This is a genomic window from Rhodococcus sp. NPDC056506 (assembly GCF_042794945.1).
Taxonomy (GTDB): domain Bacteria; phylum Actinomycetota; class Actinomycetes; order Mycobacteriales; family Mycobacteriaceae; genus Rhodococcus_F.
The window spans coordinates 274236-289134 of record NZ_JBHTSW010000003.1; the positions used below are offsets into that span (position 1 = coordinate 274236).

General features: G+C 63.4%; 16 protein-coding genes. 10 read left to right on the plus strand and 6 right to left on the minus strand.

All coding sequences use genetic code 11. The annotated features are described in order from the left end of the window. Positions 1-5: 5 nt before the first annotated feature. Complete coding sequence (locus ACFQ6H_RS05140; RefSeq protein ID WP_378644433.1) at positions 6-1010, minus strand: patatin-like phospholipase family protein; 1005 nt, start codon at positions 1008-1010, stop codon at positions 6-8. Between the two features lie 129 nt (positions 1011-1139). On the opposite strand from ACFQ6H_RS05140, the gene ACFQ6H_RS05145 reads away from it, so the two are divergent. Beyond that, a complete protein-coding gene (locus ACFQ6H_RS05145; protein ID WP_378644436.1) occupies positions 1140-1730 on the plus strand; it encodes a TetR/AcrR family transcriptional regulator in 591 nt (196 codons plus the stop codon). Here the strand turns inward: ACFQ6H_RS05145 and ACFQ6H_RS05150 are convergent. After that, positions 1716-2807 carry an alpha/beta hydrolase gene (locus ACFQ6H_RS05150; RefSeq protein WP_378644439.1) on the minus strand — a complete coding sequence of 364 codons (1092 nt, stop codon included), beginning with the start codon at positions 2805-2807 and terminating at the stop codon, positions 1716-1718. The genes ACFQ6H_RS05145 and ACFQ6H_RS05150 overlap by 15 nt on opposite strands. Before the next feature lie 19 nt (positions 2808-2826). On the opposite strand from ACFQ6H_RS05150, the gene ACFQ6H_RS05155 reads away from it, so the two are divergent. The 3 genes from ACFQ6H_RS05155 to ACFQ6H_RS05165 are packed head-to-tail and all read left to right on the plus strand — an operon-like array spanning position 2827 to position 4848. Then, positions 2827-3591, plus strand: a complete 765-nt coding sequence (locus ACFQ6H_RS05155; RefSeq protein WP_378644441.1) for an MBL fold metallo-hydrolase — start codon at positions 2827-2829, stop codon at positions 3589-3591. Then, complete coding sequence (locus ACFQ6H_RS05160; RefSeq protein WP_378644443.1) at positions 3588-4253, plus strand: alpha/beta fold hydrolase; 666 nt, start codon at positions 3588-3590, stop codon at positions 4251-4253. Before ACFQ6H_RS05155 ends, ACFQ6H_RS05160 begins: the two co-directional genes overlap by 4 nt. Before the next feature lie 43 nt (positions 4254-4296). Next, positions 4297-4848, plus strand: a complete 552-nt coding sequence (locus tag ACFQ6H_RS05165; protein WP_378644445.1) for an SRPBCC family protein — start codon at positions 4297-4299, stop codon at positions 4846-4848. A gap of 4 nt (positions 4849-4852) precedes the next feature. Here ACFQ6H_RS05165 and ACFQ6H_RS05170 read toward each other — a convergent pair whose 3' ends face one another. Then, the gene (locus tag ACFQ6H_RS05170) at positions 4853-5938 is read right to left on the minus strand and encodes a LacI family DNA-binding transcriptional regulator (RefSeq protein WP_378644448.1); all 1086 of its coding nucleotides are present in this window, start codon (positions 5936-5938) and stop codon (positions 4853-4855) included. A gap of 148 nt (positions 5939-6086) precedes the next feature. On the opposite strand from ACFQ6H_RS05170, the gene ACFQ6H_RS05175 reads away from it, so the two are divergent. Further along, entirely contained in the window at positions 6087-7259 is a 1173-nt protein-coding gene (locus ACFQ6H_RS05175; RefSeq protein WP_003939770.1) for an acyl-CoA dehydrogenase family protein, read from the plus strand. Next, a complete protein-coding gene (locus tag ACFQ6H_RS05180; RefSeq protein WP_378644451.1) occupies positions 7256-8404 on the plus strand; it encodes a CaiB/BaiF CoA transferase family protein in 1149 nt (382 codons plus the stop codon). Before ACFQ6H_RS05175 ends, ACFQ6H_RS05180 begins: the two co-directional genes overlap by 4 nt. Before the next feature lie 66 nt (positions 8405-8470). Here the strand turns inward: ACFQ6H_RS05180 and ACFQ6H_RS05185 are convergent, their stop codons facing one another. Further along, the gene (locus ACFQ6H_RS05185; RefSeq protein ID WP_095968655.1) at positions 8471-9472 is read right to left on the minus strand and encodes an NADP-dependent oxidoreductase; all 1002 of its coding nucleotides are present in this window, start codon (positions 9470-9472) and stop codon (positions 8471-8473) included. A gap of 111 nt (positions 9473-9583) precedes the next feature. Between ACFQ6H_RS05185 and ACFQ6H_RS05190 the strand changes: the two genes are divergently transcribed. Next, entirely contained in the window at positions 9584-10507 is a 924-nt protein-coding gene (locus tag ACFQ6H_RS05190) for an alpha/beta fold hydrolase (protein WP_378644454.1), read from the plus strand. Continuing rightward, positions 10504-10935 carry a nuclear transport factor 2 family protein gene (locus ACFQ6H_RS05195; RefSeq protein ID WP_283567770.1) on the plus strand — a complete coding sequence of 144 codons (432 nt, stop codon included), beginning with the start codon at positions 10504-10506 and terminating at the stop codon, positions 10933-10935. The genes ACFQ6H_RS05190 and ACFQ6H_RS05195 overlap by 4 nt, the downstream gene beginning before the upstream one ends. Positions 10936-10953: 18 nt before the next feature. On the opposite strand, the gene ACFQ6H_RS05200 is transcribed toward ACFQ6H_RS05195, so the two are convergent. Beyond that, positions 10954-11727, minus strand: a complete 774-nt coding sequence (locus ACFQ6H_RS05200; RefSeq protein ID WP_378644457.1) for an SDR family oxidoreductase — start codon at positions 11725-11727, stop codon at positions 10954-10956. A 235-nt stretch (positions 11728-11962) separates the two neighbouring features. On the opposite strand from ACFQ6H_RS05200, the gene ACFQ6H_RS05205 reads away from it, so the two are divergent. Further along, complete coding sequence (locus ACFQ6H_RS05205; RefSeq protein ID WP_378644459.1) at positions 11963-12874, plus strand: hypothetical protein; 912 nt, start codon at positions 11963-11965, stop codon at positions 12872-12874. Here ACFQ6H_RS05205 and ACFQ6H_RS05210 read toward each other — a convergent pair. Further along, the gene (locus ACFQ6H_RS05210) at positions 12862-13473 is read right to left on the minus strand and encodes a phosphoribosylanthranilate isomerase (RefSeq protein WP_378644462.1); all 612 of its coding nucleotides are present in this window, start codon (positions 13471-13473) and stop codon (positions 12862-12864) included. The genes ACFQ6H_RS05205 and ACFQ6H_RS05210 overlap by 13 nt on opposite strands. A gap of 69 nt (positions 13474-13542) precedes the next feature. On the opposite strand from ACFQ6H_RS05210, the gene ACFQ6H_RS05215 reads away from it, so the two are divergent. Further along, the gene (locus tag ACFQ6H_RS05215) at positions 13543-14844 is read left to right on the plus strand and encodes an alpha/beta hydrolase (protein WP_378644465.1); all 1302 of its coding nucleotides are present in this window, start codon (positions 13543-13545) and stop codon (positions 14842-14844) included. Positions 14845-14899: the final 55 nt, after the last annotated feature.

The following is a 14899-nucleotide window of genomic DNA, read 5'->3' on the forward strand; positions in this document are numbered from 1 at the left end:
CGCTTTCACTGGTGGGAATGGGTGGTGTGGAACGGATGCGCATCGAGTTCACGCTTGACGCTCGCACGTGTTGTGCGCAGGGATGATTCGAAGGTGGCGAGCCGCCGTCGGCCGTCCATGAAGTTGGCGCCCATGACGGCGAGATCGTCATCGGTGGCATCGATACGCAGAACCTTGGTGCCTGCAGCGCGAACCAGCTCGATCTCGCGGTCGAGGCCCTTGGACATTGCGTTGCGTAGGGCACCGCGTTCGAGGCGAGCAGCGCCGCGCGCCGGCCTCAGTGTTCGAGATGCCATGGGCGCCAGTACAACCAGCTCGTCGAGTTCGAGGGGGAGCAGGAGGTCTACCGATGCCGTCGATGCCGCGCCGCCGTCGATGTACCTGACGCCGTCGACGGTGACAGGTGGGAACCAGCCGGGAATCGCCCAGGACGCTCGAAGTGCTTCACCGACGGTTGTTTTCGGAGCCCCCTGTGCCCCGAATGCAACCCGTCGCCCCGTTCTGTAGTCCATGGATACCATGTACGCGTTCGGATGTGGGAGCCATGAATCGCCAGGGGCAAGTGATGCGGCGAGCGTGGTGAGCCACGACGGGTCGCCGCCACCAAGCGGTGCGATGCCGCTCATCCGGCTCAGAACCGGAAGATCTCGACGCGCCACCAGTCGTGGATTGCCGATCCCCAAGCTCGGTAGTGGTGGGATTTTTCCGGGTGCCGACGCGATGTGGGCGAGGAGTTCGGGGCGGGCCGCGGGATCACCGAGTTGCATGGCGACCAGCTCGTCGACGCCGACTCCGCTGCCGAGCATCGTCACGAACTCGGCTCCGGCAGAGGTGCCGATCATGGCGGTGGCTTCGCGGGGATCCCAATCGAGTGCATCCCGAACCGAGGCGAGTGCGGCAACGGTCCAGGCGAAGCCGAGAGTGCCGCCGCATCCGATTGCCAAGCCGCGTTTCGGCGCGCTGTTTCGTCCGGACCCGGTCGCGGTGGTGCCGGTCACTTCTGAAGTCATATTTCGGAGACTATCAGTATCTGAATAACGTGGGTACCCCAAATTTGGTTGTCCGGAGTGCGCCCGCGGGGCGCTTCCGGTATTCGGCTACCGTTGGAATCTCGATACTCAGAACCACTAGGAGGTTCGATGGCGCGATTGACCAGGCAGGAAGCGCAGGCGTTGACCCGCGAAACCTTGTTGGCGACGGCCGTCGAGCATTTTCTCGATCGTGGGTACGCCGCCGCGTCGCTCGATCAGATCGCCGAGGATGCCGGCTACTCCAAGGGTGCGGTGTACTCGAACTTCAAGAACAAAGACGAGTTGTGCGCCGAAGTGCTCGGCCGAATCAGGTTGACCAAGGTCGGCGAGATCACCGCACAGCTCGGAGCGAAGTCGACGCTCGACGACGCGGTGGCCGAGTTCGCGCGATGGGCAGAGCGGACGATCGGGGACCAGAGGTGGACTCTGCTCGAGGTCGAGTTCTCGGTCCGGTCGCGGCACAGCGAGGACATTCGAGCGAAAATCGCGGCGGGTGCCGACCAAGTGCGCGGGTTGATCGCCGGAATGGTGCAGCACCTCGCCGAATCCAACAACGTGACGCCGACGATGGACCCGAATGCGGCAGCCCTTCGAATGCTCAGCGTCGGAATCGGTTTGGGTCTTCAGCGTGCGATCAACCCGGAGCTTCCCGTCGATCCACTGGTGGATACGGTGCGCGAAATATTACTGGGTGCGTGAAACTGTCGGGCGGGCAAGGAGAACGCGCAACATCCCGCCGATCTCGGCGACGGCGGCGCGTGAACCGGCGCTCGGTCCCAGAATGTTGACGAAGCCGTGGATGAATCCGGGATAGCGTCGATCCGTCACGTGAACTCCGTTGTCGCGCAATCGTGCTGCGTAGGCTTCGCCTTCGTCCCGGAGTGGATCGAATCCCGCCGTGATCACGATGGCTGGTGGCAGTCCGGCCACATCGGGGGCGCGTAGCGGCGACACCATCGGGTCGCGTCGATCGGCATCGCTGCCGAGGAAGCTGGACTCGTAGAAGTTCATGTTGGCCTCGGTCAGGAAGAAGCCTTCACCGAACGTCGTTCTCGACGGCGCCTTCTCGTGAAAGTCGGTCGCGGGATAGATCAACAGTTGTGCTGCCGGAGGGGTCTTGCCGTCGTCGCGGGCACGCAGCGCCACCGTTGCCGACAAGTGCCCGCCCGCGCTGTCGCCGCCGACAGCGATGCGCGTCGGGTCTGCGCCGAACTCTTCGGCGCGGTCGACGATGTCAAGGTAGGCGGAATAGGCGTCGTGTACCGGTGTGGGGAAGGCGAATTCGGGTGCGAGCCGGTAGTCGACCGAGACGACCCGTGCGCCGGAAGTCTCGGCCAACAAGCGGCACGGAGCATCGTGGGATTCGATGCCGCCCTGCACCCAGCCGCCGCCGTGGAAGTAGACGAGTAAAGCGCCGGTGTCGGCGCTCGGAACGTAGAGCCGGGCGCGAAGGGGGCCGTCGGCGCCCGACACGGACATCTCTTCGGTGTGGACCGGTGCGGGCCGGCCGCCCATCATGATCGCCGTTCGGGTGAGATTGGCGCGGGCAGCGGCGAGTGACTGGGAATCGGTTGTATGCGACGGTAGTGGCCGCGTCTTCGCGAGCGTGAGCAGCAGGTGTGCGTCGGCGTCGAGTGTGTTGCCCTCGATGACGACGGGTGGACCGGTGATTCGGCGTTTCACCGCGCTGGGCAGCGCGAATGCGGCTGCCACCAAGGATGCTTCGGCGCGATCTCGAATGCTGCGGCTGCTGGCCTGATTCACGGATTCCGACACGTGGCGCACACTACCAAGCATGACTACTGCGGCACTGTCGATCACGCAGATCGAGAACACACACCTGGTTCGGTGCGGTCACGCCAATTGGGTGCTGGTCGAAGAGGGGTCCGATCTGACGCTGATCGACGGCGGATACCCGGCCAACGGGGCCGACGTCGAACGCTCGATCGAGCAGATCGGTCACCAGCTCGGGGATGTTCGGGCAATCCTCGTCACTCACGCGCACGTCGATCACATCGGCGGAATCGCGGACATCGTGACTCGGCTCGAGATTCCGGTCCTGATGGATCCGTTGGAGGTGCCCCACGCGAAGCGGGAGTATCTGCAGCAGTTGTCGCCGGCGAAAGCTCCGTTGCTGCTTTGGCGGCGAGGTGCTCCGAAGTGGCTTCGCGACGTGATCGGAGTGGGCGCGTTGAAAGGAGCGGAACTGCCTCACGCACAGGCCTTTGCGTCCGATGGAGCGCTGGACGTTCCAGGCCGTATCGTGCCGATTCCCACTCATGGGCACACCGACGGTCACAGCGCATATCTTGTCCCCGACGCAGGCGTCGTCGCGTCGGGTGACGCTCTGGTGACCGGACACGCGACGTCGAGCGTCGCCGGACCACAATTTCTGGTGTGCCCCTTCAATCATGACCGTGAAGCGACAGACCAGGCGTTGGACAATATCGCCGCTGCGCCCGCCGGCGTGCTGTTTCCCGGACACGGTCCGGTCTACGAAGGCAGCCTGGCTGTCGCAGTCGAACAGGCCCGAGCCGGCCGGACAAGGATGCGTCCATGACTACTGTCGAAACGGTCGACGGAGATTCAGTGCACGGTTTCCTGCATCGGCCTGATTCTGTGTCCTTCGCGTCGCCCGTCGCCACGCTTGCACTGACTCACGGCGCCGGAAGTAACTGCGACACTGTGCTGTTGCGCGCTGTTGCCGACGGCTTTGCCGTGGCGGGAGTGCAAGTTCTCCGGTTCGATCTCGCGTTTCGGGTGCGTCGAGCTTCAGGCCCGCCACATCCGTCGCGCGCTGCGGAGGATCGCGCGGGCATTGCCGAGGTGATTGCCGCTGTTCACGCGGACTGCTCGGTGCCCGGACCTGTTCTGCTCGGCGGACATTCGTACGGCGGGCGGCAAGCGTCGATGCTGGCGTCGGAGAATCCAGGGCTTGTCGACGGACTCGTTCTGCTGTCCTACCCACTGCATCCACCGAAGAAGCCCGAGAAGCTCAGAACGGAACACCTACCCGAGTTGAACACGCCGACGGTTGTCGTCCACGGATCGAAGGACGAGTTCGCGACCACGGAGGAGATTCGGGCTGCACTTGCGCTGATTCCCGCACCGACGCGATTGGTGGAGTTCGAGGGCGCTCGACACGACTTGTCCGTGGTGAAGTTCCCGGTGGTCGAACAGGCAGTCGCCGCAGCAACAGAACTGTTCACGCTCGGACGTTGACGCGCCGGTTGCCCGTGTCGGTGGTTCCTGGTGAGATCGAAGCATGAGTGCCCAGCAGTATCAGCCCAGTGCCCTGTCCGACGTCACGGTGAGCGTCGACGGCGACGACACAGTCGTCAGCTTTCCCCGGGTGCTGCCGTATCCGGTCGAGAAGGTGTGGGAGGCGATCACCGACCCGGAGATGTTGGCGCAATGGACGCCGTACACCGCCGATCGGAATCTGAGCCGCACGGGCGACGCCGTGATCACCATGCTCACCGAGGACGGCGCCCCCGAAATGTCGCTGCCGGTCACCGTTCACGTCGTGGAGACCACCCGGCGGCTCGAACACGAGTGGGGCCCGGACGAATTGGTGTGGGACCTGACCCCGATCGAAGGCGGTACCCGCGTCGTACTGACTCAGAGGTCGCGCGCCGAGGGGATGGCGTCGGCACTCGCTGCGGGGTGGCATCTGTGCTTCGACGTACTCGATGCCCTTCTGGCAGGCGAGCCCTTCGGACCGATCGTGGGTGAGCGGGCGCGCAAGTACGGCTGGGACGCGCTCAACTCCGGCTACGCGCGACGGTTGGGTATCGACGAATCTCAGGTCTGGTAGCTGCTCAGAGTTCCCGAGCGGCGGGCTTTCTGGTGGAGGCTCGCACGATCAGTTCGACAGGAAGTTTTACTGATTCGACGCTCCTGCCGGCGATCAATGCGAGCAGGTGTTCGAGCCCCGTCGCGCCGATCTTGCGGGCGGGGGACCTCACCGTCGTCAGTGGCACCGGGAGTTGGGAGACAACCGGGATGTCGTTGTAGCCGACCAGTGCAAGATCGTCCGGAATGCTCAAGCCGAGATCGCGGGCTACGCCGAGAACCCCGATAGCGATCGTGTCGCTCACCGTGAAGACGGCGTCGGGCCGTGAATCCCCACCGAGCAGTATTGCCGCGGCATCGACTCCGCCTTGGACTTCGAACTCGGACGCCACGATTCGGTGCGGCGGCAATTCCAAGCCTGCTTCGGCCAGGGCGTCGCGGAAACCTGCGACGCGTTCACGTGACGTGCTGGCGTGATCCGGTCCGGCGATCACACCGAGATCGCGATAGCCGCAATCCAGTAAATGCCTTCCCGCGAGGTAGCCGCCGAGGTGGTCGTCGCCGCTGACAAATGGCAGGCTGCCGAATGGAAGGCCGCGGTTCGCGGACGCCGTCGCCGGGTCGATGTGCCGGTTGAGCAGCAAGATCGGTAGTGAGCGCAGGGGGAGTGAGTCGACAAAATCGGTACCCGGCAGGTGGATGCTGCTCAGCATGAGCCCGTCGACCTGGCGGCTGACCAGGAACTCGACGGCTTTGCGCTGTGCGTCCAGATCGTCAGGTGGGCTGGAGAGCAGGACCGAGTAACCCGCCGCGGTGGCAGCTTCCTCGATGCCCTGGAACATGGTGGCCACCACGACGTCCGTCAGCCTCGGCATCACGACGCCGATGGTGGTGGTCTTGCGGGTACGCAGGCTGGCCGCCCACAGGTTCGGTTGGTAACCAAGCTCCTCGGCAACCTGACGAACTCGGAGCGCCGAGTCGGACCAACCGTCGGCGGGCTCGGGCTGACGGAGGACCCGCGACGCCGTCGAGATGTGGACCCCGGCCTGGTCGGCGATTTCGCGCAGCGTCGGCGGGCGGCCGTTGCTGCGGGTCGACGGATCGGGCGTCATCTGCGTCGGGGCTCCTGGTGTGCGTCGGTTCTGTGTCGGCCGGCTGTTCGGGGATTGACGGGTGTGTAATCGGGCTCTACTCTAGGCGATGCAAACGATTGCGCAATCGTTCTCGCAAAGGATTGCGCCCGAGAACACTGGAGGCCCCGTGACCACGCCGCAGTCCCTGTCCGAGCTTTTTGCCATCGACACCCTGCTGGACGCCGAGGAGATCGCGATCCGCGACACGGTCCGCAAGATGGTCGACGATCGCATTCGCCCGCACGTAGGCGAATGGTTTGAAGCGGCAGCACTGCCGGCTCGTGAGCTGGCCAAGGAGCTGGGCGCGCTCGGCGTACTGGGCATGCACCTCGAGGGCTACGGCTGTGCCGGGATGAGCGCAACGGCGTACGGGTTGGCCTGCCAGGAACTCGAAGCTGTCGATTCGGGCATTCGCAGCCTCGTCTCAGTCCAGGGTTCGCTCGCCATGTTCGCGATCCACCACAACGGAAGTGAAGAGCAGAAGGAAGAGTGGCTCCCGCGGATGGCGGCCGGTGAAGCCATCGGTTGCTTCGGTCTCACGGAACCCGATTTCGGATCCAACCCCGGCGGCATGCGAACCAACGCCAAGCGCGACGGCGACGACTGGATCCTCAACGGCACCAAGATGTGGATCACCAACGGCTCCATCGCGGACGTCGCCGTGGTCTGGGCGCGAACAGACGACGGCGTACGCGGATTTGTCGTTCCCACCGACACTCCGGGCTTCTCCGCCCCCGAGATCAAGAACAAGATGTCACTGCGAGCATCGGTCACCTCGGAGCTGGTGCTCGAAGATGTGCGTCTGCCTGCCTCGGCGATGCTGCCCAAGGCTCGCGGACTTTCCGGCCCGCTCGGCTGCCTCAACGAGGCACGCTTCGGCATCATCTTCGGCGCGATGGGTGCAGCACGTGACTGCCTCGAGACCGCGATCTCGTACGCGCGTGACCGCAAGGTCTTCGACAAGTCGCTCGCCGCGTACCAGATCACCCAGGCCAAGATTGCCGACATGGCAGTCGAATTGGGCAAGGGGCAATTGCTCGCCATCCACCTCGGGCGTCTCAAGGACGCCGGAACGGTCCGTCCCGAGCAGGTCAGCACCGGCAAGCTCAACAACGTCCGCGAAGCCATCAAGATCGCACGTGAATGCCGAACCATTCTGGGCGCCAACGGCATTACGCTCGAATACCCCGTGATTCGACACGCCAACAACCTCGAATCCGTTCTCACCTACGAGGGGACCTCCGAGGTTCACCAGCTGGTGATCGGTCGCGCTCTCACCGGTGAAGAAGCGTTCCGGTGACGGTAGACGCTGTCGGAGCGCTCGACGGGTTGGTGATCGCGGATTTCGGCCGCGTCCTCGCCGGTCCGTACGCCACGATGATTCTTGCCGATCTCGGCGCGGAGGTCGTCAAGATCGAGCGGCCGGGTGTCGGCGACGATACTCGCAGCTGGGGTCCGCCGTGGGTCGGTGACGAGTCGAGTTACTTCCTGTCGGTGAACCGCAACAAGAAGTCGGTCACCCTGGACTTGCGCGAGAACGCGGATCTCGAGAGTGCACGCGAGCTGGTTCGCAGTGCAGACGTAGTGGTGCAGAACTTCCTGCCGGGAACGATGGACCGTCTAGGTCTGGGCTACGACGCTGTCCGAGAAATGAATCCGCGTGCGGTCTACTGCTCGATCAGCGGCTTCGGTGGCAACAATTCTCTGCCTGGGTACGACCTGTTGATTCAGGCGGTCGGCGGATTGATGAGTATCACGGGTCCCGATTCCAAGACACCCACCAAGGTCGGTGTCGCGGTGGTCGACGTCATCACCGGCTTGCATGCCAGCGTGGGAATCCTTGCAGCGCTGCGCCACCGCGATCGAACGGGCGAAGGGCAGCACGTCGAGGTCAATTTGTTGTCCTCGTTGCTGTCCGCGCTGGCCAACCAGTCGTCCGGCTACGTGGCGGCGGGTGTGGTGCCCGCGGCCATGGGCAATCGGCATCCGAGCATCGCGCCCTACGAGGTGTTCGACACCGCCGACCGCCCGCTGGTTCTCGCTGTCGGCAACGATCGCCAATTCGGTTCGTTGGTAGAGGTTCTCGGAGTTCCCGAACTTGCCGCGGATGTACGGTTCATCTCGAATCGGGATCGGGTCGCGCATCGAGAAGAGTTGTTCGACGCCGTCACGGCTGCGTTGGTCAAGGGCACAGCAGACTCGTGGTTCGAGGCACTGACCGAGCGCGGAGTCCCGTGCGGGCCCCTCAACGACATCGCCGACGCGATTGCACTGGCGGAGCGGCTGGATCTCGATCCGGTGGTGACCATCGACGATCCGCGTCGCGATGCACCGACTCGGCAGGTAGCCAATCCGATTCGGTTGAGCGGCACTCCGGCAACCTATCGGTCGGCCCCGCCGCGGTTGGGTGAGGACAGCGTTCCCACCCCGTCGGGCGTTGGTTGACGCACGCGAATCGGCCACCGGAACACCGGTGGCCGATCTGCGTGTGTGTCTGCGTATGTGTCTGACTCAGCTGACCTTCAGGACCAGCTTTCCGGTGTTCGCACCGGCAAAGAGAAGATTGAGGCTGTCGCCGAATGCGTCGATACCGCCGTCGACGACGTGCTCGCGAGCAGTCAATTCGCCACTCTTGATCCACTTTCCGATCTGCTCCTGCGCTTCTGCGTAGCGATCGAGGTAGTCGAAGACCACGAAGCCGGCCATCGTGGCGCGGTTGACGAGAAGTGACAGGTAGTGCGCCGGGCCGGGCTGAGGTTCGGTGGCGTTGTAGCCCGCGATGGCGCCGCAGATGACCACCCGAGCACCGAGACGCAGGCGGGACAGTGCTGCGTCGAGAATCTCACCGCCGACGTTGTCGAAGTACACGTCGATACCGTCGGGTGCATTGGACTTGAGTGCCTTGTAGACGGATTCGTTCTTGTAGTCGATGGCAACATCGAAGCCGAGGTCTTCGGTGAGCCACGCGCACTTCTCCGGACCACCGGCGATGCCGATGACCTTGCAGCCGTGGATCTTTGCGATCTGGCCGACGAGGCTGCCGACGGCGCCTGCCGCGCCGGATACTACGACGGTGTCACCGTCCTTCAGCTTTCCGACGTCGAGCAGTCCGAAATACGCGGTGACGCCAGGGAATCCGAGAGCGCCGAGCCAGGTCGGTAGGGGAGCGATCGATTCGTCGACCCGCGTGACATCGGTGCCGTCGGAAACGCCGTATTCGGAAGCGCCGAACGATCCGGCGACGATGTCACCGACCTGGTAATCGGGGTGTTGGGATTCGGTGATGCGTCCGACGCCGTGGGCGCGCATGACGGAACCGAGCTTGACCGGGGGAACGTAGGACTTGACGTCGTTGAGCCAGCCGCGCATCGCGGGGTCGAGGGAGAGATACTCGACCTTGACGACAAACTCGCCCGGTCCGGCGGACGGGATCTCGGCATCGACGTATTCCCAGGTGGAAGCGTCGGGAAGTCCTGTCGGGCGGGCGGCGAGGCGTACTTGGCGGTTGGTCATCTCTCCCCTTCGGCGAAACGAATTGAACTTGAGGCCGGATTCAATATAGGTGATGGATCACGAACTGGGAAGAGTTGGATGAACCGATTGGCGACTATGTATGTTCGATCGATGAGCAATGTGGTCGAAGACGCGCCGGGTTGGTTCACCCGGGCGCTGGAAGCGCCGGTCGAGACCGGTTCGGTGGAGGTCGAGGGCGCTGCGGTGCACTTTCGGGCTTGGGGGTCGGCGGGGCCGGGAATCGTGCTGATTCACGGCGGCGCAGCCCACAGTCGCTGGTGGGATCACATTGCGCCGCAGTTCGCCGAGGGGCGCCGCGTCGTCGCTCTCGACTTGACGGGCCACGGCGACAGTGACACTCGCGACGCCTACGCGATGTCCCAGTGGGCTCGCGAGGTGCTGGCGGCGGCTGAGGCCGGGGGAATCGACGGCAAGCCGATTCTGGTGGGGCACAGTATGGGTGGGATTGTTTCTTTCGTGGCCTCTCATCTGCACGGCGAGCTGTTGGACGGCGTTGTCATCATCGATTCTCCGCTCAAGGCGCGTACGCCCGAAGAGGAGGCAGCTCGACGCCAGAATGCGTTCGGCCCCAAGAAGGTTTATCCCACCAGGGAGGACGCGATGGGCAGGTTCCGCTTCGTTCCGCCGCAGGATTCGGGTCTGCCTGCGGTGCGTGACCATGTGGCAGCCACGTCGATGGAGGAAGTCGAGGGCGGTTGGTCGTGGAAGTTCGATCCGAACTTCTTTCTCCGTGTCGGCGCCGAAGATGTTCTGAGCAGTGAACCACGTTGCCGCGTAGCATATTTCCGGGCCGAGAACGGAATTGTGTCCGACCGACTCATGGAACACATGCGCGGGTTGTTCGGACCGGACGCCATCGTGGCGGAGATTCCCGAAGCCGGACATCACGTCATGATCGATCAGCCGTTGCAACTCGTGACCGGGGTGCGAACTGTGTTGAGTGCGTGGGCCGTCGCCAGTCAAGTGCCGGTAAATCAAGTAGCAGGTAACGCCGAGGAAAGGGTAGAAGCATGAGCACGGAATTGACGCTCGAACCGAAAGTCGAAGCAGCCCTGCAGTTGTGGCACACCATGATCGAAACCGGTGACCTGTCGGCGCTACCGACCATCGTCGCGCCTGACGCGCAGTTCCGGTCGCCCACGGGATTCAAGCCGTACCAGTCCGCGGATGCCGTTGTGCTCATTCTCAATACGGTGATCCAGGTCTTCGAGAACTTCGAGTACCACCGGCAGTTCGCCGGAGCCAACGGTCGGCAGGTCGTGCTCGAATTCAGTGCGAACATCGGCGACAAGAGCCTCAAGGGAATCGACATGGTCGAATTCGACGAGGACGGCAAGATCGTCGATTTCGAGGTCATGGTACGTCCGGCCAGCGGGCTCGCCGCATTGGCTGCCGAGATGGGCAAGAGGCTCGGGCAGACGCTACCGACCTACAAAGCCTGAACTGAGTCCGGCCAGGGCTCAGTTCGTACTGAATCCGCCGTTGGAGTGAAGGAGTTGTCCCGTAATCCAGCTTCCGGCGTCGGACATCAGAAACCGAACGAGGTCTGCAGTGTCGCCGGGAGTACCCAGTCGGCCGGCAGGGGTCCGGAGGGTGGCGGCCTGCCTGATCTCCGGTGTCATCCACCCTGTGTCGATCGGTCCGGGGTTGATGACGTTGGCTCTTACCCCACGTGATCCGAGTTCGACTGCGGCTGCGATGACGATGCGGTCGAGAGCTCCCTTGCTGGCTCCGTACGGGAGATTGTGGGCCGCATGGTCGCTGGTGAGCGCGATGATCCGCCCGGTCACCTGACTGGCGTCGTGCTGTTCGGGAAGTTGTTCAGCGAACGCTTTGATCAGCAGCCAAGAGGCGCGGGCGTTGACGGCGAAATGTCGTTCCCAGCTCTCGATCGTGGTGTCGAGGATCGAGCTGTCGACGCTTTCGCAATGCGAGAGCACCAGCCCACGAAGGTCGCTTCGCGCTGCGGCAGCGTCAACGAGCTGATCGGCAGCGTCCGGCGAGGCCAGATCTCCGGGAATCAGGTCGACACGGCTCCCGAGTGCGCGACACTTCTCTGCAATGTCCTGCGGATCGTGCGCTCCGCGGACGAACCCGACGCGTTCGTCATAAGGCTCCCAGTAGCCGATCGTCAGATCCCAACCATCCTCGGCGAGACCCAATGCAAGGCCTGCTCCGATCGACTTGCTCCGGCCGACACCGGTGATCAACACGGTTCCGCGCTTGTCAGACACTGCTCGCCTCCAGAAACTTCGTGTAACTGATGCGGGACTTCCTGCAACTGACGCGCACAACTCGAGCGGTCAACCGCGGGTGAGGTCACTTCAGTTGGAAGGATCACTGTATCGGGCGAGCGCGTGCCGTCGGCCCCTCGACCTGGCAAGAGTCTTGACACGGCGCTGGTCACAGCGTTTGACTGAGATGCAAGCTCGAGTTGATTCGCCGGACTGTGTCCCGGGAGGTTGACCTATGCGCGGCAAGGGAATTGCAGGCAAGGCTTTCTCAGGCGAGGGCTGTAGACGTGGGGCACGGTCGCACCGGGGGACCATCCCGGTACTGGCTTTGGTTGGGGTGTGCGTACTTTCGTTTGCCATGACTCAGACGGCCGGCGCTCAACCTGTTGCGGAGACTGTCGATACCGGGTTCGTGATCCCCTTTGCCGGGGCACCTGGCTACGAGAGCGTCGCGCCCACACAGCTGACCAGTCCGGATCAGCTCAACCAGCCGCTGGGTCAACCGATAGCGGACGAGATTGCCGCGCAGATCGGACTCGAACCAGCCGACACTTTGTCCGAGGAGCAGTATCGCGATCTCATCTCCGGCGGTGGGGTCGGGGGCAATCGCGAGGACGCCGAGGTGATCGACGAATGCGCCCGAATATTGACCAATACGAACGGGCGCCCTCTCTACTCCGGCACTACGCCGTCGGTTCTGGCCAGCTACGGGTTGTACGTGAACCCCGACGGATTGTTGGAGAGTCCCGCCAACGCGGATGCGCCGACGCGGCAGGTGAATACGCTGATCGCTCCCGGCGGTTTTGTCGGCACCTGGTTACGCAACAACGGTGCGACGCACTCTCTGATTGCGCTCTATCAGTCGGCGTACACGGTGCAAGCGGTCTACGGATTTGCAGCGCAACAGATTTCGGGTGAAGCGCAGCTGGTGACCAACACCAAAGCCGATGTGAGTTCGGAAGTCGGCATGTCGATGGCGCCGCCGCTCTGGATAGTGAACTTCGCCCTGCTCTACATCTTGAAGCCCTCACTGGCGGCAGCGATGCCGGCACGCTGGGCTCCCATTCCGCCTGCCGTTGCCGACGCTGTGAAGGCGAGTCCCACCGGTCAAGTCGCCTTCAGTGACTACGCGTACTACTTCGAGTGATCGGTCTGGCGGACAGCGCTCACGAACTTCTCGATCAAAGCGTGGTCCTTGACGCCGCGGGACGATTCGACGCCGCTGGAGACGTCGACGCCCCAGGCTCCGGTGGCATCCAATGCGTCGCGCACATTGTCCGGGGACAGTCCGCCCGCCAGGATCCACTGGCCCTGCGGGCGCGATTGCTGTTGGGCCCAGTCCCACGCCACCCCGGATCCGGCGTCTGCGCCGTCGATCAAGAGTTCGTCCTCACCGAGGTCGAGGTTGTAACCGTCGCGGACGTTGCTGGAGACGACTGCACGGATCACGGTAAGGCCGGCGTCGTGCAGGCGCTGCACTTGCTCGGCGTCGACAAGATCGTGAATCTGCACGGTGCGGAGCCCTGTAATCTCGGCGATCTCGAGGATCTGATCTATCGGGTTGCCGAGAAAGACTCCGATTGCCCGAATGTCAGCGGGGACTCGCGCGAGTAGTTCGACTGCGAGCGCGGGATCGACTTTGCGGACGCTCTCGGCGAAGACGAAACCGATGGCGTCGACGCCCAGGCCCACCGTGAGGTCAACCGTGTCAACGTCGCGTAGGCCACAGACCTTGATGAATGTCACCTGATACAGAGTACTAGCGTCGTCGTCTAGCCTCGTGCGTGCGACATTTCTACGCGCGAGAGGCTTGACGTGGACTGGCTCTACCGAATCAGTTTGATCTCGGGACCGCTGCCAGTGATCCTGACTGTCCTTGGGGTCCTGGGTGGTGTGTGGCTGCTCGGTTCCAACGTGCGGTGGTACTACCGCCGAGCGGTGCCGATCGCGGGGCTGATCGCACTGGTGATCATGATCGCCGTCTGGATCACGGTCGAAAAGGTGATCGTGCCGTTCCCCGATCCCATCGCGATGTCGATTTACGTGTGGATCGGTCTCGGTATTTACGCGCTGCTACTTCTCGGGCCGCGAATCAAGGCGGGCGGAACCGTCGCGAAGGCGGTGCTGTCCGTGGTTGCGACAGTGCTGGTCATCGTCACCGCCGCGACGCAGATCAATCTGGTCTTTGCCGCCTACCCGACTGTGGGAATTGCGTTCGGCCACGACGATTTCGACCGCATTTCACTCAGTGAGGTTCCCGGTCCGACGGATCCTGTTGTCACCGGCAACCCCACCGACACGGTGTGGAAAGCGCCCGAAGGCATGCCGATTCGCGGACGAGTCACGACTTTGCCGGTCCCCGGAACTATTTCGGGATTCTCGGCGCGTGACTCTCAGGTGTATCTGCCGCCGTCGTACTTCACGAATCCGCGTCCACTTCTTCCCGTACTGGTGCTGATGGCCGGTCAGCCTGGCAAGCCCGAGGACTGGCTCCAGGGCGGAAAGCTCACCGCGACAATGGATTCTTTCGCGCGCGATCACGCCGGGCTCGCCCCGGTGGTCGTCATCGCCGACGGAACGGGTTCGCAGATGGCCAATCCGTTGTGCACCGATTCCTCGCAGGGCAAGGTCGGCACGTATCTCGCAAAGGACTTGCCCGCGGCAGTGGCGAATGCGTTCCAGATCGACACGAATCCGAGAGCGTGGGCCATCGGCGGGCTCTCCTACGGCGGTACCTGTTCACTGCAGATGGCGACCAACTACCCCGACGTGTACCCGACGTTCCTCGATCTGTCCGGTCAGGTGGAGCCTTCGCTCGGTGACCGAGCGCGGACCGTCGACGAGATCTTCGGCGGCGACGAGGCAGCCTTCGTGAAGGTGAATCCGATGGATCTCCTGGCGACCCGGAAGTTCCCGAACTCGGGCGGAGTGTTTGTGGTCGGAACAGATGACAACGAGTTCAAGCCCGGCCAGCAGAAGGTGTACGAAGCGGCCAAAGCGGCCGGAATGGACGCCAGGTATCTCGAGCTTCCCGGTGGTCACAGCTTTTCGGTGTGGTCCGCGGGTGTCGAACAGGAACTGGCGTGGATCTCGCAGCGAATGGGGCTGATCAGCTGAATCCTGTTCCGGTTTTGGAACGTGTTCTATATTCGGTGTGTGGCTGCCGTTCGGC

Bases quoted from the DNA above. Each gene is read 5' to 3' on its own strand.
- ACFQ6H_RS05160 (WP_378644443.1), top strand. From the start codon at position 3,588: ATGACTACTGTCGAAACGGTCGACGGAGATTCAGTGCACGGTTTCCTG.
- ACFQ6H_RS05140 (WP_378644433.1), bottom strand. From the start codon at position 1,010: ATGACTTCAGAAGTGACCGGCACCACCGCGACCGGGTCCGGACGAAAC.
- ACFQ6H_RS05165 (WP_378644445.1), top strand. From the start codon at position 4,297: ATGAGTGCCCAGCAGTATCAGCCCAGTGCCCTGTCCGACGTCACGGTG.
- ACFQ6H_RS05170 (WP_378644448.1), bottom strand. From the start codon at position 5,938: ATGACGCCCGATCCGTCGACCCGCAGCAACGGCCGCCCGCCGACGCTG.
- ACFQ6H_RS05190 (WP_378644454.1), top strand. From the start codon at position 9,584: ATGAGCAATGTGGTCGAAGACGCGCCGGGTTGGTTCACCCGGGCGCTG.
- ACFQ6H_RS05145 (WP_378644436.1), top strand. From the start codon at position 1,140: ATGGCGCGATTGACCAGGCAGGAAGCGCAGGCGTTGACCCGCGAAACC.
- ACFQ6H_RS05195 (WP_283567770.1), top strand. From the start codon at position 10,504: ATGAGCACGGAATTGACGCTCGAACCGAAAGTCGAAGCAGCCCTGCAG.
- ACFQ6H_RS05185 (WP_095968655.1), bottom strand. From the start codon at position 9,472: ATGACCAACCGCCAAGTACGCCTCGCCGCCCGCCCGACAGGACTTCCC.
- ACFQ6H_RS05155 (WP_378644441.1), top strand. From the start codon at position 2,827: ATGACTACTGCGGCACTGTCGATCACGCAGATCGAGAACACACACCTG.
- ACFQ6H_RS05205 (WP_378644459.1), top strand. From the start codon at position 11,963: ATGCGCGGCAAGGGAATTGCAGGCAAGGCTTTCTCAGGCGAGGGCTGT.